The sequence below is a fragment of the Lentzea sp. NPDC102401 genome (assembly GCF_044765805.1).
GTDB classification, from domain to species: Bacteria; Actinomycetota; Actinomycetes; order Mycobacteriales; family Pseudonocardiaceae; genus Lentzea; species Lentzea sokolovensis.
In genome coordinates, this window is sequence record NZ_JBIWKS010000002.1 from 892,062 (window position 1) to 912,474 (window position 20,413).

Annotated in this window: 16 protein-coding genes and 1 pseudogene; 9 read left to right on the top strand and 8 right to left on the bottom strand. The window is 69.9% G+C overall.

Translation table 11 applies throughout. From position 1 onward, the window contains the following. Window positions 1–50: 50 nt before the first annotated feature. Entirely contained in the window at window positions 51–1,025 is a 975-nt protein-coding gene (locus ACIRG5_RS09675; RefSeq protein ID WP_402902653.1) for a methyltransferase, read from the top strand. Here the strand turns inward: ACIRG5_RS09675 and ACIRG5_RS09680 are convergent. After that, window positions 1,015–1,797 carry a siderophore-interacting protein gene (locus tag ACIRG5_RS09680; RefSeq protein WP_402902656.1) on the bottom strand — a complete coding sequence of 261 codons (783 nt, stop codon included), beginning with the start codon at window positions 1,795–1,797 and terminating at the stop codon, window positions 1,015–1,017. The genes ACIRG5_RS09675 and ACIRG5_RS09680 overlap by 11 nt on opposite strands. Next, window positions 1,794–4,052 carry an ATP-binding cassette domain-containing protein gene (locus ACIRG5_RS09685; RefSeq protein ID WP_402902658.1) on the bottom strand — a complete coding sequence of 753 codons (2,259 nt, stop codon included), beginning with the start codon at window positions 4,050–4,052 and terminating at the stop codon, window positions 1,794–1,796. The genes ACIRG5_RS09680 and ACIRG5_RS09685 overlap by 4 nt, the downstream gene beginning before the upstream one ends. Before the next feature lie 92 nt (window positions 4,053–4,144). Here ACIRG5_RS09685 and ACIRG5_RS09690 point away from each other — a divergent pair, with 92 nt between their 5' ends. From ACIRG5_RS09690 to ACIRG5_RS09705, 4 genes are all read left to right on the top strand, one after another. Further along, a complete protein-coding gene (locus ACIRG5_RS09690; RefSeq protein ID WP_402902661.1) occupies window positions 4,145–4,918 on the top strand; it encodes a TetR/AcrR family transcriptional regulator C-terminal domain-containing protein in 774 nt (257 codons plus the stop codon). Between the two features lie 46 nt (window positions 4,919–4,964). Next, window positions 4,965–5,339 (top strand): hypothetical protein, encoded by a 375-nt coding sequence (locus ACIRG5_RS09695; protein ID WP_402902663.1) that lies wholly within the window; start codon window positions 4,965–4,967, stop codon window positions 5,337–5,339. 32 nt (window positions 5,340–5,371) lie between these two features. Next, the gene (locus ACIRG5_RS09700) at window positions 5,372–5,776 is read left to right on the top strand and encodes a hypothetical protein (RefSeq protein ID WP_402902665.1); all 405 of its coding nucleotides are present in this window, start codon (window positions 5,372–5,374) and stop codon (window positions 5,774–5,776) included. A gap of 71 nt (window positions 5,777–5,847) precedes the next feature. Then, on the top strand, window positions 5,848–7,395 hold the full coding sequence (locus tag ACIRG5_RS09705) for a PQQ-binding-like beta-propeller repeat protein (RefSeq protein WP_402902668.1): 1,548 nt from the start codon (window positions 5,848–5,850) through the stop codon (window positions 7,393–7,395). Here the strand turns inward: ACIRG5_RS09705 and ACIRG5_RS09710 are convergent. Further along, window positions 7,375–9,981, bottom strand: a complete 2,607-nt coding sequence (locus tag ACIRG5_RS09710; protein WP_402902671.1) for a BTAD domain-containing putative transcriptional regulator — start codon at window positions 9,979–9,981, stop codon at window positions 7,375–7,377. The two genes, ACIRG5_RS09705 and ACIRG5_RS09710, sit on opposite strands and share 21 nt — an antisense overlap. A gap of 171 nt (window positions 9,982–10,152) precedes the next feature. On the opposite strand from ACIRG5_RS09710, the gene ACIRG5_RS09715 reads away from it, so the two are divergent. Further along, window positions 10,153–10,311 carry a hypothetical protein gene (locus tag ACIRG5_RS09715; protein ID WP_402902672.1) on the top strand — a complete coding sequence of 53 codons (159 nt, stop codon included), beginning with the start codon at window positions 10,153–10,155 and terminating at the stop codon, window positions 10,309–10,311. A 70-nt stretch (window positions 10,312–10,381) separates the two neighbouring features. Beyond that, window positions 10,382–11,041: a PP2C family protein-serine/threonine phosphatase gene (locus tag ACIRG5_RS09720; RefSeq protein WP_402902675.1), complete on the top strand. Its 660-nt coding sequence runs from the start codon at window positions 10,382–10,384 to the stop codon at window positions 11,039–11,041. On the opposite strand, the gene ACIRG5_RS09725 is transcribed toward ACIRG5_RS09720, so the two are convergent. Then, entirely contained in the window at window positions 11,034–11,789 is a 756-nt protein-coding gene (locus tag ACIRG5_RS09725; protein ID WP_402902678.1) for a Ku protein, read from the bottom strand. The two genes, ACIRG5_RS09720 and ACIRG5_RS09725, sit on opposite strands and share 8 nt — an antisense overlap. A gap of 196 nt (window positions 11,790–11,985) precedes the next feature. Continuing rightward, window positions 11,986–12,402, bottom strand: a pseudogene (tnpA, locus tag ACIRG5_RS09730) (IS200/IS605 family transposase). Window positions 12,403–12,427: 25 nt separating this feature from the next. Between tnpA and ACIRG5_RS09735 the strand changes: the two are divergent. Both ACIRG5_RS09735 and ACIRG5_RS09740 read left to right on the top strand, forming a co-directional pair. Then, window positions 12,428–13,663 (top strand): RNA-guided endonuclease InsQ/TnpB family protein, encoded by a 1,236-nt coding sequence (locus tag ACIRG5_RS09735; RefSeq protein WP_402902680.1) that lies wholly within the window; start codon window positions 12,428–12,430, stop codon window positions 13,661–13,663. Window positions 13,664–13,691: 28 nt separating this feature from the next. After that, window positions 13,692–14,186 (top strand): metallophosphoesterase family protein, encoded by a 495-nt coding sequence (locus ACIRG5_RS09740; RefSeq protein WP_402902683.1) that lies wholly within the window; start codon window positions 13,692–13,694, stop codon window positions 14,184–14,186. Here ACIRG5_RS09740 and ACIRG5_RS09745 read toward each other — a convergent pair. Genes ACIRG5_RS09745 through ACIRG5_RS09755 form a run of 3 tightly spaced genes read right to left on the bottom strand, consistent with a single transcriptional unit; the run spans window position 14,176 to window position 20,365 of the window. Continuing rightward, entirely contained in the window at window positions 14,176–14,925 is a 750-nt protein-coding gene (locus ACIRG5_RS09745) for an alpha/beta fold hydrolase (protein ID WP_402902685.1), read from the bottom strand. The genes ACIRG5_RS09740 and ACIRG5_RS09745 overlap by 11 nt on opposite strands. A 35-nt stretch (window positions 14,926–14,960) precedes the next feature. Continuing rightward, a complete protein-coding gene (locus ACIRG5_RS09750) occupies window positions 14,961–17,822 on the bottom strand; it encodes a discoidin domain-containing protein (RefSeq protein ID WP_402902687.1) in 2,862 nt (953 codons plus the stop codon). After that, complete coding sequence (locus ACIRG5_RS09755; RefSeq protein ID WP_402902690.1) at window positions 17,816–20,365, bottom strand: glycoside hydrolase family 97 catalytic domain-containing protein; 2,550 nt, start codon at window positions 20,363–20,365, stop codon at window positions 17,816–17,818. Before ACIRG5_RS09755 ends, ACIRG5_RS09750 begins: the two co-directional genes overlap by 7 nt. Window positions 20,366–20,413: the final 48 nt, after the last annotated feature.

Here is a 20,413-nt window from a genome sequence, read left to right on the forward strand (position 1 = left end):
CTTCAGTGTTGACCAAAATCAGGTTGCCCGTGGTGGCAGGGTAGGTCTACGTGGACACCGACGTACAACGGCTCCGAGAGATGTCCGGGCTGATCACGCCGATGGCGCTCCGGGTCGCCGTGACCCTGGGACTGCCCGACCGGCTCCGTGACAACCCTGCCACCGCCCACGAACTCGCACCCGAACTCAAGGTCGATCCGCTCGCGCTCGACCTGCTCCTGGCTCACCTGACCACCCTCGGTGTGGCCGAACGAACGGACGCCGGCTATCGCACGACCGGCTTCGGCTCGTTGCTCGGCGCTGACGCGGGCAACGGCCTGAACAACCTGCTGCACCACGACTCCGCCGCCGGGCGCGCCGACCTCGCGTTCGTCGACCTGATCCACAGCGTCCGCACCGGCGAGCCCGCCTATCCGGTGCGCTACGGCCAGGACTTCTGGACCGACCTGGCCGAGCAACGGCATCTGCGTGACGCGTTCGACCGGCAGATGACCGACCGCATGCGGAACTGGACACCGCAGGTCGTCAGGAACTACGACTGGTCGCGCTTCAGCACGCTCGTCGACGTCGGTGGCGGGCACGGCGGCCTGCTCGCCGCGATCCTCACCGCGAACCCGGCGATGCGCGGCCACCTCGTCGAGCTCGAGGACACCGCGGCGGGTGCGCGAGCGGTGCTCGGCCTGTACGGCCTCGAAGACCGCGTCGAGGTGACCGGGGCCAACTTCTTCGACCCGTTGCCGGCCGGGGCTGACGCCTACCTGCTGTTCGACGTCCTGCACGACTGGGACGACGAGCAGGCGCACCGGATCCTGGCACGCTGCGTCGAGGCGGCACCGGACGGGCGGATCCTCGTCGTGGAGTCCCTCGGGGAGAGCACCGAGTTCGACCTGGTCATGCTTGTGCACTTCGGCGGGCGCGACCGAGGGCTCCACGACTTCGAACGGCTGGCGGCGGCGCACGGGCTCCGGCTGGAGTCCGTGACCCAGGTGGCCGGTGGGCGCAGCCTGCTGGAGTTCACTCGCTGAGCGCGGCGATCCGGTCCTGGGCCTCGGCGAGGTCGTCGGACGTCGGGGCGTCGTCCTGGGTGAGGGCCCGCCGCCAGTAGCCGGCGAACTCGATGTCCTTCTTGGACACTCCGAGGCCGACGAAGTGCCTGCGCAGCGCGCGAACGGCGGAGGCCTCGCCGCCGAGCCACACCCAGACCGATGACGGCACCCGCGCCGCCGTCACCACCGAGACCAGGTCCTCCCCGGCACTGCGGTGAATCCATCGCACGCCGGGGATGTCCTGTTCCTCCACCGGGTCCGCGACCTCGACGAACACCAGTCGTTGCTGTGAATCGGGCAGCAGTTCCAGCAGTGAGCCGATCGCGGGCAACGCCGTTTCGTCGCCCGCGAACACCAGCAGGTCCGCGGTGCCGAGCGGGCGGGCGTAGTCGAGGGACGGCCCGAACCGGCCGATGACGTGGCCCACGCGTGCGTTGGCGGCCCACTTCGACGCGGGGCCGTTGTCGCCGTGCAGCACGAAGTCGACGGTCAGCACGCCGTCGGCCAGTGACCGGACGGTGAAGCCGCGCATCCAGGGCCGTTCGGACTCGGGCATGGCCAGGTAGGCCTGGTACCAGGTGCCGACGTCCGGGGCGTCCGACACGTGTGCCGATCCGCCCGGCCGTGGGAAGAGCAACTTGAGCTGCTGGTCCGGCCAGGTGCCGATCTCGTGCAGGCCGGGGCCGGTGAAGGTCATCCGCGTCATGCGCGGGGTGACCGGCCGGACGGAGGTGACGGTCAGCAGGCTCACGAGAGGTACTCCTTCAGGTGCCGGGCGGTCAGGGTGTCCGAAGTGGACACGAGCTCGCCGGGCGTGCCGGAGAAGACGACCTGGCCGCCGTCGTGGCCCGCGCCGGGTCCCATGTCGACGATCCAGTCAGCGTGCGCCATCACGGCGAGGTGGTGCTCGATCACGATCACCGTGTTGCCGGCGTCGATCAGCTGGTCCAGCAGCCCGAGCAACTGGTCGACGTCCGCGAGGTGCAGGCCGGACGTGGGTTCGTCCAGCACGTACGTCGAGGCCTTCTCCGCCATGTGGATCGCGAGCTTCAGCCGTTGCCGTTCACCGCCGGACAACGTCGTGAGCGGCTGGCCCAGCGACAGGTACGACAGGCCGACGTCGTGCAGGCGGCTCAGCACCGCGTGGGCCTGGCCGGACGGGAAGAAGTCGCGGGCGTCGGCGACGGACATGCCGAGCACCTCGCTGATGTTCTTGCCCCGCAACGTGTAGCGCAGCACCTCGGGCGTGAACCGCTTGCCCTCGCACTTCTCGCAGACGGTGGCGACGCCGGCCATCATCGCGAGATCGGTGTAGACGAGCCCGATGCCCTTGCAGTTCTCGCAGGCGCCTTCGGAGTTCGCGCTGAACAACGCGGCCTTGACGCCGTTGGCCTTGGCGAAGGCCGTCCGGACCGAGTCGAGGAGACCGGTGTAGGTGGCGGGGTTGGACCGGCGCGAGCCGCGGATCGGCGACTGGTCGACCGTCACGACGTCCGGGCCCTTGCGCAGCGAGCCGTGGATGAGCGACGACTTGCCGGATCCCGCGACGCCGGTGACGACGGTCAGCACTCCGAGCGGCAGGTCGACCGAGACGTCCTTGAGGTTGTTGGTGCGGGCGCCGTTGATCGTCAGGAAACCCCTGGGGGAGCGGAACTCCGACCGCAGCTTGGCCCGGTGGTCGAGGTGGCGGCCGGTCAGCGTGCCGGACGCGCGCAGGCCCGCCACGTCGCCGGTGTAGCAGAGGTGGCCGCCGCCCGCGCCCGCGCCGGGGCCGAGGTCGACGACGTGGTCGGCGATCTCGATGGTCTCCGGCTTGTGCTCCACGACGAGGACGGTGTTCCCCTTGTCCCGCAGGCGGAGCAGGAGGTCGTTCATCCGCCGGATGTCGTGCGGGTGCAGGCCGACGGTCGGTTCGTCGAACACGTAGGTGATGTCGGTGAGCGAGGAACCCAGGTGCCGCACCATCTTCACGCGCTGCGACTCGCCGCCCGACAGCGTGCCGGACTCGCGGTCGAGCGACAGGTAGCCGAGGCCGATCTCGACCAGCGAGTCGAGGGTGTCGCGCAGGGTGGCGAGCAGCGGTGCGACGGACGGGTCGTCGATGGCGTGCACGAACTTCGCGAGGTCGCTGATCTGCATGGCGCAGCAGTCCGCGATGTTCACGCCGCGGATCTTCGAGTTCAACGCTGCCTGGTTGATGCGCGCGCCCTTGCAGTCCTGGCAGGTCGCGAAGGTGACGGCCTTGTCGACGAACGCGCGGATGTGTGGCTGCATGGACTCGCGGTCCTTGGACAGGATCGTGCGTTGCAGCTTCGCGATCAGGCCGTCGTAGGTGACGTTGGTGCCGTTGACGTTCAGCTTCGTGGTCGGCTTGTAGAGGAAGTCGTCGAGCTGCTGTTCGGTGAACGTCGAGATCGGCTGGTCGGCGGGGTAGAGGCCGGAGTTCGCGAGGACCTGCCAGTACCAGGTGCCGACGCCGTGGTTCGGGGCGTCGATCGCGCCGTCGTCGAGCGACTTGCTCCTGTCGACGATGGCGTCCACGTCGATGGTGGTGACCTTGCCCAGGCCCTCGCAGGCCGGGCACATGCCCTCGGGCAGGTTGAAGCTGAACGCGCCGGACGTGCCGACGTGCGGCTCGCCGAGGCGGCTGAACACGATCCGGAGCATGGTGTGGGCGTCGGTGGCGGTGCCGACGGTGGAGCGGGAGTTCGCCCCCATGCGTTCCTGGTCGACGATGATCGCCGCGCTCAGGTTGTGCAGCGCGTCGACGTCCGGGCGGCCGATCGACGGCATGAACGACTGCAGGAACGCGGTGTAGGTCTCGTTGATCATCCGCTGGGACTCGGCCGCGATCGTGCCGAAGACCAGCGAGGACTTGCCGGAACCGGACACGCCGGTGAAGACGGTCAGGCGGCGCTTGGGGACGTCGAGCGACACGTCCGCGAGGTTGTTCTCTCTCGCTCCGCGGACCTGGATCACGTCATGGCTGTCGGCGACAGCGTTCAAGGCTGCTTCCCCCGTGTGTGATTCAAAACTGCTTCTTTATGCCGTAAAGTATCGACCGGCAAGGTTACTTTACGTTGTAAGGAGTCGCAACCGTGGTCGTCTACGCAGGTCAGGGCGACCCGCGCCGTTCCGTCGAGCTGCTCTGGCGGGCATCGGTCGCGGAGAAGCGTTCCGGTCCGAAGCCAGGGCTGAGCGTGGACGCGATCGTCGACGCGGCCATCGCGGTCGCCGACGAGCACGGCATGGCGTTCTCGATGCGCGCGGTGGGGGAGCGGCTCGGGCGCACCGCCATGGCGCTCTACACGTACGTGCCGGGCAAGAACGAGCTGGTCGACCTGATGTACGACCGGGCGATGGCCGAGCTGCCGACGTCGTACGAGCTGGACGACGGCTGGCGTGCCGCCGTCACGCGGTGGGCGACGGACATGTGGGAGTTCTACGGCCGTCACCCGTGGGTGCTGCAGGTGTCGCAGGCGCGCCCGGTGCTCGGCCCGCACGAGTTCGCGGTGATCGAGGCGCTGGCCGCGATCCTGGTGCCGACCGGGCTGCCCGGCCGGGAACTGCGCGGCATCGTCGGCGCCGTCAACTACTTCGTGCGCGGCGCGGCCCAGACCGTCGCGGAGGCCCGTGCGGCCGGTGGTGCGACCGGGGAGGCCGACGAGGAGTGGTGGTACGCGCGGTCCGCGGTGCTGCTGGAGATCGAGCCTGACCTGGCGAAGAAGTTCCCCATGCTGCATTTGCTGGAGAACGATAGAGAGCCTATCGATCCGGAACTGCCGTATCTGGAGAACGACGCCGTGGAGAACTTTCGTGGCGGATTGAAAGTGTTGCTCGACGGCGTGGAGGGCGCTGTAGCAAAACCGTGACATAGTCCGGACGTTCAGTGCACACGGACTCGATGAGATCGTGCTCATGGTTTTCGGCAGAGTCCTTGTTGCCGTCGCGTGCGCCCTGGTGCTGACGGCGCAGAGCACGGCGGCCGCACCCTCGCAGGACGACGACTACCGCCCCGCGACCACGTCCACGCGCTACGAGGCCGGTTCGCTGACCGGTGTGGTGCACGCGCCGCGCACGATCGTCGGTGTGCGGCCGCTGGTGTTCCACTTCCGCGGATCCGATGTGTACGCGCAGGAACTGGCGCGGCAGGGGTTCGTGGTGGTGCTGGTGGACGACCGGTTCTCGCTCGACGGGCACCGTGCACTGTGGCGCGAGGTCGTCGTGAGCAGGGGACCGCTGGCGGAGCGGTTCGCCAGGTTCGCGGGCCATCTCGCTGTGGCAGAACCGTGACAGCTCCCTCACAGGATGACCACAAGTTCCGGGTGAGATCGGCACATGGCAATCGGAAGAGCCGCGGCCGCCGTCGTGATGGCGATGGTGCTGGCCGCGCCGACCACCTCCGCGGCCTCGGCTCCGGCATCAGGAAGGTCGAGTACTCGCCCGGTGATCGGGCCTTTCGCGCGCCCGGCTTTCACAGCGAACCGGACGGACCCGTCGCGGATCTCGAACTCACCGCGGTCGTGCACGCGCCGCGCACGCTCGTCGGCAAACGGCCGCTGGTGCTGCTCGCGCACGGTTGCTGGAAGTGGCCGTGTCCCGCCGGGGACGCGTTCCCGAGCTACCACGGGTACGACCACCTCGCAGAGGAGTTGGCGCGGCAGGGTTTCGTGGTCGTGCCGGTGAGCGTGAACGGCGTCGACGTCGTGACGCATCAACCGATCGGCTAATTTCCCCGAGACCTTCTTTGGGTGTTTCCCCCTTCCTCCACTGCCAGGGTTGATGGTGGAAGGGGGAACTCATGCTCAAGACCACAGCGCTGCTCACGACGGCGCTAGTAGTGCTCACCGCGTCACCCGCGACGGCGCACGCCAACGGCGACTGGGCGGGGTGGCAGAAGGACCTCAACGGCTCCCGGCACAACGCCGCGGAGTGGCGGCTCCACGCGGGCAACGCCGGAAAGCTCAAGCTCAAGTGGGCGTTCGCCTATCCGAAGAGCGAGTTCAACGGCGTCCGCAGCCAGCCCGCGGTCGTGGGGGACACCATCTACTTCGGTGGCCCTGACCGGAAGTTCTACGCCAGGGACGCGCGCACCGGCAGGGCGAAGTGGGAGTTCACGCTCCCGACGGCCGCCCACTACACGTACAACTCCGACGGGCCGACGGTCGCCGAGGGCAAGGTCTTCTTCGGTGACAACTCCAGCCGCCTCTACGCGCTCGACCAGCGCACCGGCCGGCTCAGGTGGCAGGTGCAGATGGACGACGGCATCGCCTCGACCACCACCAGTTCGCCGATCGTCCACAACGGACTGTTGTACGTGGGCACGTCCAGTGCCGAGAACACGCTGCCGATCACGCACGCCTGCTGCACGTTCCGGGGCCACGTCGACGCCTACGACATCGACACCGGTGCGCTGGTGTGGCGCCACTACACGGTGCCGGAACCGGTCGAGGTCGGCACGTGGCCCAACGGCGCCAAGCGGTTCGAGCCGTCGGGCGCCGGGGTGTGGAGCTCGCCGGTGATCGACCGCAGGACCGGCACGCTGTACGTCGGTACCGGTCAGAACTACACCGGCAAGGGCGGCGAGTTCGACTCGCTGCTCGCGCTCGACGCCCGCACCGGCGCGGTGAAGTGGACCAACCAGGTCACCGACGCCGACACCTGGCGCGACGCGTGCAACACCCCCGACGCCGAGGGGTACTGCCCGGGACTGAAGGACGGCACCAACCTCGACTACGATATCGGCGCGACGCCGAACCTGTTCGTGGTCAACGGCCGCCAACTCGTCGGTGTCGGCCAGAAGTCCGGTGTGTACCACGTGTTCGACGCCTCGACGGGGCAGGTCGTGTGGCGCCGTCAGCTCGGCGTGCCGCTGCCCAGCGGTGGCGTCTCCGGCATCCAGTGGGGATCGAGCTACGACGGCAAGCGGCTCTACATCGCGACCTACTACGCCGAGCCGGGCACGCTCTTCGCGGTCGACCCCGGCACCGGCGAGGTGCTGTGGGAGACCCCGGCGCCCGAGGACGGTTGCACGACGGGCGGGGCCGCGGGCCAGCCGAGCTGTGCACGGGCGCACGGCCTGCCGGTGTCCAGCACGCCGGGCGTGGTCTGGCTCGGCGCCGCGGACGGCAAGTTCCGCGCGTACGAAGCGAAGACCGGCAGGATCCTCTGGTCCTACGACACCGTTCAGGACGTTCGCGGTGTCAACGGGCTGACCGGGCGTGGCGGGACGATGTCCGGTCCCGGCACGGGCGCGGTGGTGTCGGACGGCATGGTGTACGTGCAGTCCGGCTACTACCCGGAGTTCACGAGCCCGAACGGCAGCGTGCTACTGGCCTTCGGCCTGTAGTTTCGCGCGCACGAGGTCGGTCGGAAGGCCGGCTTCGGTGCGTAGTTCGACGGCCTTCCGCCAGGCTTCTCGAGCCGGCTCGGTGTCACCCGCGGCCGCGTGGGTGTCGCCGAGCTGTTCGTGCGCACCGGCTTCGTGCGCGAGGTCGCCGCCGAGCCGGAACATCTCGGACGACCGGGTGAACGCCTCGGCGGCCTTCGCGTGCTCGCCCAGCCCGAGGTGGCCCAGGCCCAGGTTGTCCCACGCCTCGGCCTGGCCGATCAGGTGGTCCATCGCCCGCCACATCCGCATCGCGCGCTCCGCGTACTCCACGGTTCTGGCGTACTCGCCGAGTTTGGCGTGGCCCCACGCGAGCCCGGTCAGCGCGTTGGCATGCCCGTAGGAGTCGCCGCACTCCTCGAACAGCGCGAGCCCGCGCCGCGTGTGCTCCAGCGCCTCGGCGATCCGGTCGTCCGGGGTCAGCATCGCGATGTTCAGCAGCACGCCGGCCTGGCCCGCCGGGTCGCCCTCGTAGACGTCGAACGCGCGGTGCAGTGCGGCCGTGGCCTCGTCGGGTCTGCGCATGCGGCTCAGGCTGCGGCCGAGGTTGATCAGCGTGCGGCCCAGGCCGTCGGCGTCGTCGAGCTGCTCGACCGCGGCGACCGCGAGTTGCTGGGACGTCAGCAGATCGCGGTAGCGGGCCTGGCGGTCCAGTGCGTCGGCGAGCGACCAGCCCATGAGCCACGTCTGGGTCGCGGTGCCGTGGGGCATCGCCGCCATCAGCGCCGGGTGCTCGGCCATGAGCCACGCCAGCGCTTCCTCGTGCGTGCCGAACCGGTGGACCACCACGCCCGCGGCCGGTTCCGGAGTCGCCGGGCGATGGCGGCCGGGCGTGTACGCGACGGCCGCCTCGACGCTCGTCAGCGCGAGGTGGTCGAACAACCGGTGCAGCGCCTCGTCCCGTTCACCGGCGAGGGCGAGCTCGGCCGCGTAGTCGCGGAGCAGGTCGTGGCAGGTGAACCGGCCCGGTTCCGGCTCGTCGAGCAGGTTCGCCCTCGCCAGTTCGGCGAGCAGCGTGCCGGTCTCCCACTCGTCCAGCCCGGCGAGCGACGCGGCACCGGCGAGGCTGATGTCCGAGCCCGGCATGAGCCCGAGCAGCCGGAACAGCCGCAGTGCCGCGGGGCTCAACGCCTTGCAGGAGTGGGAGAACACCGAACGCAGGTCCGCCGTGACGTCATCGTCGTCGGCGAACGCGTCGAGGTCGGCCAGCTCGTCGGCCAGCGTCGCCAGCGGGAACTCCGGCTGCGTCGCCGCCCGTGCCCCGGCCACCGCGAGTGCCAGCGGCAGGCGGGCGCAGCGGCGGACCACCGTGTCGACCGCGTCCGGTTCCGCACGCGCGCGGTCGTGCCCGATGCGGGCGGCCAGCAGTTCGCGGGCGTCGTCGGGCGGCAGCAGCCCCAACGGCAACGCGTGGGAGTGCGCGGGCTTCAGCGTCGTACGGCTCGTGATCACCACATGCGCGTTCGGGGTGCGCGGCAGCAACGGCTCGATCTGGTCGGCGTCCGTCGCGTTGTCCAGCAGCATCAGCACGCGCTTGTCGGCGAGCGCGTCCCGCAGCAGCGCCGACTGCCCGGCGAGGTCGTGCGGCACCTGGGCGCGCGGCACGTCGAGCGCCGAGAGGAACCGCAGCAGCGCGTCGCCGGGGCTCACCGCCGCGCCGCTCGGTCCGAACCCGTGCAGGTTCACGTAGAGCTGGCCGTCCGGGAACCGGGCCGCCACGCGGTGCGCCCAGTGCACGGCGAGCGAGGTCTTGCCGACGCCGCCGGTACCGGTGATCACCACGACGCCGTTCGGTTCCCGGTCGAGCTCCGCGAGCTCCAGCGCCCGGCCGGTGAACGGCTTGGGCGCCGCCGGCAACTGCCGCGGCGCGGAGGCGGTCTGCAGCCGCCGGTGCAGGGTCGCGAGGTGCCGGGACGGTTCGGCACCCAGCCCGCCGGCCAGCCGTTCGCGCACGATCTCGAAGTGCCGCAACGCCTCCGCCGCGCGCCCGCTGCCGTGCAACGCCTCGATCAGCTGGGCCGCGATCCGTTCGTCCAGCGGGCGTTGCGCGGCGAGGGTCTGCAACTCGGGCACCAGCGCCGAGTGCTCGTCCTGGGCCAGCCGGGCGTCGACGTGGTCGAGCCGGGCGGCGAGCAGCTCGTCCGCGAAGCCCGCGCGCAGCTGCCGGGCCCACGGCGTGTCCAGTGTGGACAGAAGAGGCCTGCCGGCGAGAGCGAGTGCCTCGGTGGTGCGGCCGGTGCGCACGAGGTGCCGGAACAGGTGCAGGTCGATCTCCAGCGGATCGACCCGCACCAGGTAACCGGCTCCGTCGCGTTCGACCAGGCCGGGCAGCGAGTGCCGCAGCCGGGTCAGCCACGTCTGCATCATCGCGCGGGCACGGGGTGGGGGTGCGTCACCGAGAACGCGCTCGACCAGGTCGTCGGCGCTCACCACCCGGCCAGCGTCGACGAGCAGGACGCCGAGCAGCGCCCCCAGCCGGGTCGGGCCGAACTCGGTCGTGCGGTCGCCCGTTCGTGCCGAGACCCCGCCGAAGACCGTGAACCGCACGGTGATCACCGTAGTCGCTCCAGCGCAGGCCTCGCAGAAGAAACGCCTCTCGCAGTTCCGCGACCATCAGCTCCGGCACCTTCAGCGCCGCGAAGTGCCTGCCCCGCGCCATCTCCGCCCACCGCACGATGGTGTGGTCGCGCTCGGCCATCCGCTACGAACGCCCACGTCGTGCGGGCGTTCGTGGCGGCACGCGTCGCCGACCGGTGGCCCGCGCAGGGCGTCGTGCGACTGAGCGTGCCCGCGTCGGAGGCGAGAGCATGGACGACGGAACTGGCCACGGCGTTGCTCCGGGCCGCGGACCGGTTTCGCAGGGCGGCGAAGTTCTAGAGAATTTCTCAGGGTCCTGACAGCAGACTCCTAGCTGCACGCGGCTTAGTGGAGGTCAGGGAGGTCCGCCATGCTGATCGATCGCACGATGCCACTGGCCACCATGCCGATGGGTACCGCGCTCACCGTGACCCACGCGTCGGAGCGTGGGCCGCGCACGTACAACGCCGACGCTTTTGCGCAGCACCGCCGCACGTTCGTGGTGGCCGACGGTGTGGGCGACTCCGCGTCCGCCGCCGAAGCCGCGTGGGCAGCCGCGCGAGCCGCCGCCCTGCTCGCCGACCCGGTCACCGCGATCCTCGCCGCCCGCGACGCCCTCCAGGTGCACGTCGGCGACGCGGTGATCGTCGTCGCCACCGCCCGTCCAGACGGCGGCTTCGACGTGGCCTGGGCAGGCGACTCCCGTGCGTACGCCTCGAACGGCTCGGACCTGGTTCAGCTCACCACGGACCACACGGTCGCCGAGTACTTCCGTGAGCGCGGCATCAAGGCCGAACCGCGGATGGAACACGTCGTCACGAACACCGTCCGCCACGCCACACCCGAGAACATCGGCCGTGCGACGACTCGTGCACCACGGCTCGCTCTCGTGTCCGACGGCATCTACGGACCGTTGGGGCACAACGGGATCGAGGCGATCATGTCCGGGCACGCCACGGCGGAGCGTTTGGTGCGTGCGGCTCTCTACGCGCGTGGCACCGACAATGCGACGGCGCTCGTGGTCAGCTGACCTTCCGCTTCTTCTTGCTGGCCTCGACGCTGCGCTGCAACGCCTCCATGAGATCCATGACCCCGGTGGCCTCGGCGGGCTCGTCCTCGACCTTGACCTTGCGGCCCTTCTGCTTGGCTTTGATCAGCTTGGTGACGCGCTCGGTGTAGGTGTCGCGGTAGTCCTTGGGCCGCCACTCGTCGGCCATGGACTCGACCAGCGACACCGCCATGTCGAGCTCCTTGCCGCGCGGTGCCCGGCCCTCCGGGGTCACGTCCAGCACGTCCTTCGGCTTGCGGATCTCGTCCGCGAAGAACAGCGTGTGCACCGCGAGAATGCCCTTGTCCTCCGTCAGCGCCGTGAGGTACTGCTTGCCGCGCATGACGAACATGGCGATGCCCGCCCGGTTCGTCTTCTTCATCGCCTGCGCGAGAAGCAGGTACGGGCGGGAGAACTCGGGCTTGGCCGGCCCGAGCCAGTAGGTCTTCTGGAAGTGCACCGGGTCGATCTCGTCGATGTCCACGAACGCCTCGATGTCGAGCGTGCGGCTGCGGCCCGGCGCGATCTCGTCCAGTTCCTCCGGCTCCACGACCACGTACTCGCCGCTGTCGACCTCGTGCCCCTTCACGATCTTGTCGTAGGGCACCTCGCGGCCGGTGCGCTCGTTCACGCGCTTGTAGCGGATGCGGTCGGACGTGCCGCGCTGGAACTGGTTGAAGTGCACGGTGTGGTCCTCGGTGGCGCTGTACAGCTCCACCGGGATGCTCACGAGTCCAAAACTGACCGAACCGCTCCAGATCGCCCTCGCCATGCAGGTCAGGTACCCATCGCGGCGCGCGGTTATTCGTCGAGGAGCCGAAGAGCCGCGTGCGGCCGGGGTTGTTACCGGTAATGCGGGCTAGTGCGCCGGGTTTCAGCCCGGTGGTGAAGGCCCGCGCGGGCGGCCGGTCACGGCCGAACGTGTTCTAGCCCGGCCGGTTCTGCTGCCCGATGTACTGCCGCAGCACGCTGATCGGCGCGCCTGCGACCGAACCGGCGCAGTACGACCCGGACGAGAGTCGTTGTGCTCGCCAGTAGTGGCGGGTCAGTTCGGGGAATTCCTGTCGCATCCTGCGGGAGGAGACGCTCTTGAGGCTGTTGACCAGCTTCGAGATCGCGACCTTGGGCGGGAAGCTCACCAGCGGGTGCACGTGGCTGTTCTCGCCGTTGAACTCGGTCAGTCGGTGTCGAAGTCGGCGCAGACCGCCCGCTTGGTCTCTTCCAGCCGGGTCAGGTGCTGGTCGCTGAACACCGTGTGCCGGTACTTCGTCACGAAGACCAAGTGCGCGTGAAGCGCGAAAAACACAGTGCTGGCCAGTACGAACACCGGCGAGATTCTCCATGGAACCAACGGAATATAATGGCGCTGTGCAGTTGCGGTACAACTTCCGCGTCTATCCGGAGCCAGGTCAGCGGGACGCGCTGGCGCGGGCGTTCGGGTGTGCGCGAGTGGTGTTCAACGACGGACTGCGCGCACGCCGGACGGCCCACGAGAACGGCGAGCCGTATCTGTCGGACGGCGAGCTGTCCAAACAGGTCATCACCGTAGCCAAGACGACGCCGGAGCGGGCGTGGCTGGGCGAGGTGTCGGCGGTGGTGTTGCAGCAGGCGCTGGCGGATCTGAACATCGCGTATCGCAACTTCTTCGCCTCGGTCACGGGCAGACGCAAGGGCCGGAAGGTCGCCCGGCCCCGGTTCCGGTCCCGCAAGGACAACCGGCAGGCCGTGCGGTTCACCCGCAACGCGCGGTTCGCGGTGCTGGGCAACGGGCGGTTGCGGTTGCCGAAGATCGGTGACCTCGCGGTGCGCTGGTCGCGTGACCTGCCCGCTGAACCGTCGTCGGTGACGATCGTGAAGGACGCGACCGGCCGGTACTTCGCCTCGTTCGTCGTCACGACGAGGCAGGACGAGGCACTGCCGGCGGTGGAGTCCGAGGTCGGTATCGATCTGGGCCTGACGCATTTCGCGGTGCTCTCGGACGGGACGAAGGTGGCGGCGCCGAGGTTCCTGCGTCAGGCGGCGCGCAGGCTGGCGCGGTTGCAGAAGTCGCTGAGCCGCAAGGTCAAGGGCTCGAACAACCGCAGGAAAGCTGTCATCAAGGTTGCCCGCGCGCATGCGCGGGTGGCCGACACGCGGCGGGACTGGCAGCACAAGCTGTCCACGGCGATCATCCGCGACAACCAAGCGGTGTACGTCGAGGACCTGTGCGTGGCCGGTCTGTGCCGTACCAGGCTCGCGAAGTCCGTGCACGACGCCGGGTGGGCCAGCTTCTCCGGCATGCTGGAGTACAAGGCGGCCCGGTACGGGCGTGGGTTCGCCCGGATCGACCGGTGGCTGCCGACCTCGCAGACCTGCTCGGAGTGCGGGCGGATCGACGGGCCGAAACCGCTGTCCGTGCGGTCGTGGACGTGCCCGTGCGGCAGTGTCCACGACCGGGACATCAACGCCGCCAGGAACGTGTTGGCCGCCGGGCAGGCGGACAACTCAAACGACCGTGGAGCGCAGGTAAGACCAGCATCCGTGCTGGCACCGCGCCGCGAAGCGGTAACCCACTCAGACGCCGCGCGATCCACGCGCAGCGTGGAGAGAGTCTCCGTCTCTTGAGGACGAAGAGGATGTCAAGGTCGCAGCCGTGAGAGTCGTCGTGCTGTCCGACACGCACGCGCCGCGGTACTGGAAGCGGTGCCCTGCCTCGGTCGCGTCACATCTGCGGTCGGCGGACCTGATCCTGCACGGCGGAGACGTCTGCGTGGCGCCGGTGCTGGACGAGCTGGCGCAGTACGCGCCCGTTATCGCGGTGTGCGGCAACAACGACGGGCCCGACGTGGTGGCCTGGGGCGCGCCGGACGTGGTCGAGGCCGAGATCGGCGGGCTGCCGTTCGCGATGATCCACGACAGCGGCCAGAAGACCGGCCGGATGACGAGGATGCGCCGCCGGTTCCCCGCCGCCAGGCTCGTCGTGTTCGGACATTCGCACATCCCGTGGGACGAGCAGGAGAACGGCGTCCGGGTGTTCAACCCCGGCTCGCCCACGGACAAGCGTCGTCAGCCGCAGGGCACCATCGGGTTGCTGGACGTCGAGGACGGCGTGCTGCTCGACGCCCGGATCGTGCCGGTCACGCGCTGACCTCGACGTCCTTCCGCGCCCAGGCCGCGAGTCGGGGGCCGAGAGCTTCGTAGACCTGCGGGTCGAACCCCATGCCGGTGTGCGTGCTGCGCACCTCGACGCATTCCGCGCACGGGTCCTGGCACAGCTCCCACGGCACAATGCCGTCCAGCCGCGAGAAGATGGAGATCGCGGGGACCTTCAACGGTTCGGCGAGCGCCTTGATGTGTTCGTCGAAGCAAGGCCCGCGCATGCAGTCGTCGTCGAGCAGCCCGGGCACACCTGCGGCGGCCAGACGGGTCAGGAACCGGGCGACGCGCAGGACGTTGGGATGCGCGCCCATCGGGTCGAGCACGGGGCTGCCCAGCATCACCAGGCCGTGCACGAGGTCGGGACGCCGGGCGGCGGCGAGTCGCGCGAGCCAGCCGCCGCGACTCTGGCCGAGCAGCACCACCGGACGGCCGGTGAGCTCGGCGTGCTTCTCGGTGCTGTGCAGGAGTTTTGTCAGCAGCTCCGTGGTGCAGCCGACGGTGAACCCGACTCCGGACCGGCCAGGGTGGTAGCCGCGGGCGCGCAACCACGACCCCGCGGGGGACAGGCTGGCCTCACCGGCGCCGAAACCCGGCACGAGCACGACGCCGAGCCCGTTGCCCTCGTGCGGATCCGTGCTGCGCCACACCGGGTGGCGCAGCAGCCTCGGGACGTTCCACACCGCCCTGACCACGCTCTCGCGGGAGGCGGATCGCAATCCGTCGAACATGACTGTGGATTGCCGACTGTTCGGTGACTAAACCTTCATGTTCGGACCACGATGGAGCGAAGGGAAGCATGCCCTGGTCGCCAGCCGGTCGACACGGCGACGTACCGCGCGGTGGTGTCGGCCCCATAGGTCCTGCCGTCCACGCTGTACGTGACGGTGTGCGGTGGCACCGGCCCGGCCGTCCACTGCAGATCGACCTCGCCGATCGCACGGGTCGTGCCCAGGTCGACGACCATGCGGCCGTTCGGTCCCGGCTTCCACGCGGTGTGCTGCTCGCCGTCGACGGCCGCTGATGGATCGCTCATGCCGGGCGGCAGCACGGAGTTCGGGAACGTGACGCGGCCCAGCGCCAGGTCGTTGATCGGGAACGGCGTGGCCGGCGGCATGCTCACCGTGCGCTCGGCCCTGCCCAGCACGACCGGCAGGCTGCGGCCGTCGCGATGGATCAGCACGAACATGGCCGGGCCACCGCGAAAAGTGACCCGCTGCCCGTCGTGCACGACGGCCGTGATGCCCGGCGGGATGCCGCGGGCGGTGAACCAGGGCGCCTCGATCCGGGCGGTGGCGGAAGGCAGGGTGAGCGCGTAGTCGGTGCCGTCGCGGGTGGTGACCTGCGTGCCCCGGTACAGGCGGGTGCCGCGCAGCCGGACGGTTCCGGTGACGTCCGCGCCGGACAGGTTGAAGAGGCTGAGGAACCCGTCCGCGGTGCTCGCCCGCACTCCTGGCGGGCACTCCGGGGCCTGCTCTGCCGCGATCTTGCGCAGATCGGCTCGGACGTACCCCTCGACGAGTCCCGCGGGGACGGTGATCGTGTCGCCGTGCACCGTGATCGGCTCGGGGGACCGCGCGACGAACCCCGCCCGGCCGTCCACGTCGAGCCACCCCGGTGTGCTGAGATCCGGTCGCGGGTATTCGGCCGCCGTCGTCCACGCGGCGCCGTCCAGCGACGTCTCGATGCGGTACGCGCCCGCGGCCGCTGTCTCCCAACGCAAGCGCACGCGTTGCACGGTCGTGGCGGTGCCGAGGTCGACGGCGATCCAGCTGTCCGCGCGGCCGCGTTCGGCACGGGCGACGGCCCAGCGCGTGGCCGGATCGCCATCGATCGCCTTCGCCGGTTCGTAGCCGGGATCGAACGACGAGGCCGTCACCGTTCCCCGACCTACCTCGAACTCGAACAACGAGTAGCCGTAGGTCGGATGCGGGGTGATGCCGACCATGCGGACGTGCCGCGCGGACGTCGCCGGGAACGTCAGCTCGTCGACCCGGAACCCTTCCCGCGCGTGGACCGTGACGCGGCCCGCCGATCCCGTGTAGGTGCGGGAACCGGTGAGGCCGGGCATCCCGGCCATCGCGAGGTTGTGCACGTCGACCCGGCCGGGACGGGGGAGTGCGCACACGATCGTGCCGGTCGGCAGGGTGGCGGTGCCGGCGAACCCGTCCGCGAACCGCAGCAGGCTCGCGGTCGCGTCGAAACCGTCCCGTATTCGTTGGTAGACAACGGTGTCGCGTCCGGTGACGGCCGCCGGTGGCAGCAGCATCGGGGTCGCACCGCTGATCTTGAACAGCCAGTCGTCGTGCGCGGGCTGCCAGGCGAGCTTCGTGAACCCCGGCTTGGTCACCGTGCCCGCCCACGCGGCCGCCGACTGGTGCGTCAGCAGACCGGGGTCGGCGCCGTGGTCGATCGTGATCGCGGCGCGGGTGAAGAAGTCCGTTGCCGGGGCCACCGGCGGGCGCAGTTCGTGCAGCAGGTAGCTGATCGCGAGCTCCGCGCGTGCCTCCGGCTCGTACTTGGCCTCGCCGGAGAACTTCGCGAGCCGGTACACGGGCGGATGTGCCTGGTAGGCGAGCAGCCGGGACGCGAGCGCCGACTCGGCCCACGCCGCCATCGGGTCGCGCAGCACCGTGGAGCGGAACGCGAGCGGGATGACGTCACGGCCGTAGAGGTGTTCCCGGTCGTTGACCATCGGCATCAACGGCTCGCCGGCGTCGCTCATCGTGGCGAGGATGGTGCGCCACAACAGTTCCCCGTTCGGCTGCCTGGTCAGCACCTCGGGCAGCGGTCGTCCGGCGAGCAGGAAGTGCACGGCGTTGCGGCCGGAGGTGCGCCAGAGTTCTTCCTGGTAGTGCGGGCCGAACGAGCCGTGGTTCTCGACGACGAACGTGTCGTGCAGGTTCGTCGCCGTGTTGGCCGAGATCGGCGTACCGTCCACTGTGGAGGGATTGGCGAGGTCGGCGGCGGGCAGTCCCGCCTCGTTGCGGCTCCAGCGGCCGAACGCCTCGCGCCAGCCCGGTCCGTCGCCGTGCCAGGCCAGTCCGGGTGCGAGCGACTGGGCGTAGACGCCCATCTCCTCCAGCTTGGTGTCGCCGCGGTGGCCGCCGGTGAGGCCGTTCGGCGTCCAGCTGCCGGAACGCGGGTCGTTCGCGGTGCCGAGCGAGGTCGTGTAGTCGGCCTGGCCGCGTGCGATCGCCTCCACGTTCGCCCGGGTCCGCGCGTCGAGGTCCGGCCAGAGCAGCCGGGCGGCCAGTACGAAGTAGGACTGGAACGTGGTGTCCCAGAACAGGGTCTTGCCCCACTCGGTGCCGCCCGCCAGCACGTTGCTCGCCGCGAAGTGCCTGATCGTGGCGAGCGTGTGGTCGCGCAGAACCTCCTTCTCGACACCTGCCAGGGACGCGTCGTAGGTGCCTCGGGTGAGCAGGACGGCGTTGCCGAGCACGACCGCGAACCCGAAGTCCGTGCGCCGATACCGTCCGGCCGTGGCGTCGTACTGCGTCTCGGCCCACCTCGTGTGCCTGAGCAGCACCTCGTAGTAGGTGTCCTTGAGCTGTGCGAACGAGACCTTCGGCGCGACCGCCAGCACACCTGTGGCGTAGAGGAACGTTCTGCGGTTGATCAGCACGTCAGCGCCGCCTCCGCCCAGTCGGCGTGGTCGAAGTTGCGGCCGTCGCCGCCGTCGGTGACGCGAAGACTGAGCATCCGGACGTCGCTGACGTCGACGTCGATCGGCACCGCCGCTCCCTTGCCCTGGATGATTCCGCTGTCGTACAAGGGTTTGTCGTCGCCGTAGACCTGGAACGAGACCGAGCCCGGCTGTTCGGTCTCGTCGTCGAGGCCGATCTTCGCGGTGAAGTGCTCGCAGTCGCGGCCGAGGTAGACCGAGACCTCGGACGGCGCGTGCGTGCCGAGTCCCTTGGCGTAGGTGACGCCGCCGACGGTCAGCACGTTGCCGTCGCCCCCGGTGTTCTCGCCGTTGGACCTGTCGCGTTCCACCGGGCCCCAGCCGTTGTTCTCGCTCATGAACGGCAGATCGCTGACCTGGGCGCCGTTCGCCGGCGTCGGGGGCGGCACGAACGCCTTGACCGCCTGCTCGACGTGCACGTCGCCGAAGGTGGCGACGATCGGCACGTCCACCGGGCCGACCTGGGTGCCCGCGCGGAGCTGCCAGCTCCCGCTGATCGACTCGCCCGGCGCGAGCCTGCGGCGTTGCACGGCCGGACCGCTGACGGACCAGCCCTCGGGGGCGGTCGCGGTCAGCTTGACGTCGCGGATCTCCTTGTCGCCGTTGGTGAACGTGCCGGCCACCTCGACGGTCGACCCCGCCGGGGTGTCGACCTGCCCGGTGGGCGTGACGGTGAGCGTGGTCTTCGGGACCTGCCGGATCGGCTGGTCGCAGGTCCGCAACCCCGGCCGGTACCGGCAGATGACCGCCGCGAAGCCGCCGTTGCGCTGGACGGGCACGCTGAGGGTGTCGGAACCGCGCAGGATCTGACCGTCGCGGACGACGTCGGCCCTGATGGCGGGGTCGCGGACGGTCTCCACCAGCCACTGCCCGCCGCCGAGGAACCCGAGTGGCGCCTGAAGAGTGAGGTCCTGGGTGGCGATGGCGCCGACGAACCACCTGTCGCCGTTGCGGCGCGCGACCACGGCGTGCGAGTCCGGGTCGCCGTTGAGCAGCCTGGTCTCGTCCCAGACCGTCGGGATCTGGTCGAGGTAGCGCAACGCCTGCGGATGCCGTTCGTAGGCCTCGGGTTTGTCCGCGAAGTGCGTCCAGCCCGACTCGTAGACGACCGGCAGCGCGACCTCGTGCGCGATCGACGCCTCCTTCGTGCCGACTTCGAGTGACACGGGCGTGTAGTCCATCGAACCGGCGACGTTGCGGGTGAAGAACTGCACGGGGTTGTTGGCGGCGGGCGGGTAGTTCTCGGCGCCGCGCACGGCCTCCATCGTGAGCACGTGCGGCCACGTGCGCGCGAGGCCGTGCGGAATGGTGGAACCGTGGAAGTTGACCATCAGCTTGAGGTCGGCCGTCTTCTGCAACACCGCGTCGTACCAGCGATAACGGTCCTGCGAGTCGGACTCCATGAAGTCGAGCTTCACGCCCTTGGCGCCCCACTGCTTGATCCTGGGCAGCACGGTGTCGCGTTCCTGCTGGGTGTCGAGGTCGCTCCAGTGCAGCCACAGCAGGATCTCCACGCCCTGCGCGCGGGCGTACCGGATGAGCTCCGGCACCCACGCGGCGCTCCAGCCCTCGTCGACCAGCGCGTACTCCCAGCCGTTGCGGGCGGCGAAGTCCACGTACTGCTTCTGCCGCGCGAAGTCGCTCGGGCTCGAATGTTCGCTCAGCCACGACCACGCGACCTTGCCCGGCCTGATCCACGACGTGTCGGTGTATTTCGCGGGACTCGCCAGGTCGTCCACGAGCGTGGAGGTGCTGACCGTGCCGAGATCGCCGACGATCGCGGTGCGCCAGGGGGTGGTTCCCGTCGACGCGACCTGTGCGTCGGCGAGCACGACCTGGAAACCGCTGCCGCTCCTGCGCAACCTGCTGCCCGCGTACCGGCCGTCCACATCGGACTCGGTGAGCAGCGCGAAGTCCTGTCCCGTCTGGAACAGCGACGGGTAGCCGAAGTCGCCGGTGGCCTCGCCCGCGGTCGTGCGCACGCGGTTGGCCTCGTACCAGGCGTTGTAGGGGAGCAGCCACGCCTTCGAGTCCGCCGGAACGCTGAAGCTCGACGCCTCTCCGGTGATCGTCGCCGGGGCGGGCAGCACGTAGCGGTAGGCGACGCCGTCCGCGGAGGCGCGCACGACCAGGTCGAAGCTGCCGCTCGCGTTGCGGAAGCCGAACCTGGCCTCGTTCATCCGGGTGGCGCGCTGCAGCCGTTTGCCGGTCGGCATGGTGTAGCGGTCGATGACAACGCGGTCACTGCGTCCGGTGGACGTCAGGTCCTTCGTGAGGTCCGCGGTGGTCGTCGTGAGGCCGACCGCGGCGGGCTGGAGCACCGTTCTGCCCTGCCGTCGTACGGCCAATGTCAGGTTTCCGCTGTTCAGGGCTACTTCCGCGACGACCTGGCCGGGGCCTGTCACCGTCCAGCCGGCAGGTGCGGCGACGGCGGGCGCGGCGGGCAACAGCAGGGCGAGCACGAGTACGAGCAGTCGTGACATCGTTGTCAGCTCCCGGTGTGAGACCGCTCCCATCGTGTGGGGCCGCTC

Coding starts and splice junctions, on each gene's coding strand:
- ACIRG5_RS09705 (WP_402902668.1), top strand. CDS start 5,848: ATGCTCAAGACCACAGCGCTGCTCACGACGGCGCTAGTAGTGCTCACC.
- ACIRG5_RS09755 (WP_402902690.1), bottom strand. CDS start 20,365: ATGTCACGACTGCTCGTACTCGTGCTCGCCCTGCTGTTGCCCGCCGCG.
- ACIRG5_RS09745 (WP_402902685.1), bottom strand. CDS start 14,925: ATGTTCGACGGATTGCGATCCGCCTCCCGCGAGAGCGTGGTCAGGGCG.
- ACIRG5_RS09720 (WP_402902675.1), top strand. CDS start 10,382: ATGCTGATCGATCGCACGATGCCACTGGCCACCATGCCGATGGGTACC.
- ACIRG5_RS09695 (WP_402902663.1), top strand. CDS start 4,965: ATGGTTTTCGGCAGAGTCCTTGTTGCCGTCGCGTGCGCCCTGGTGCTG.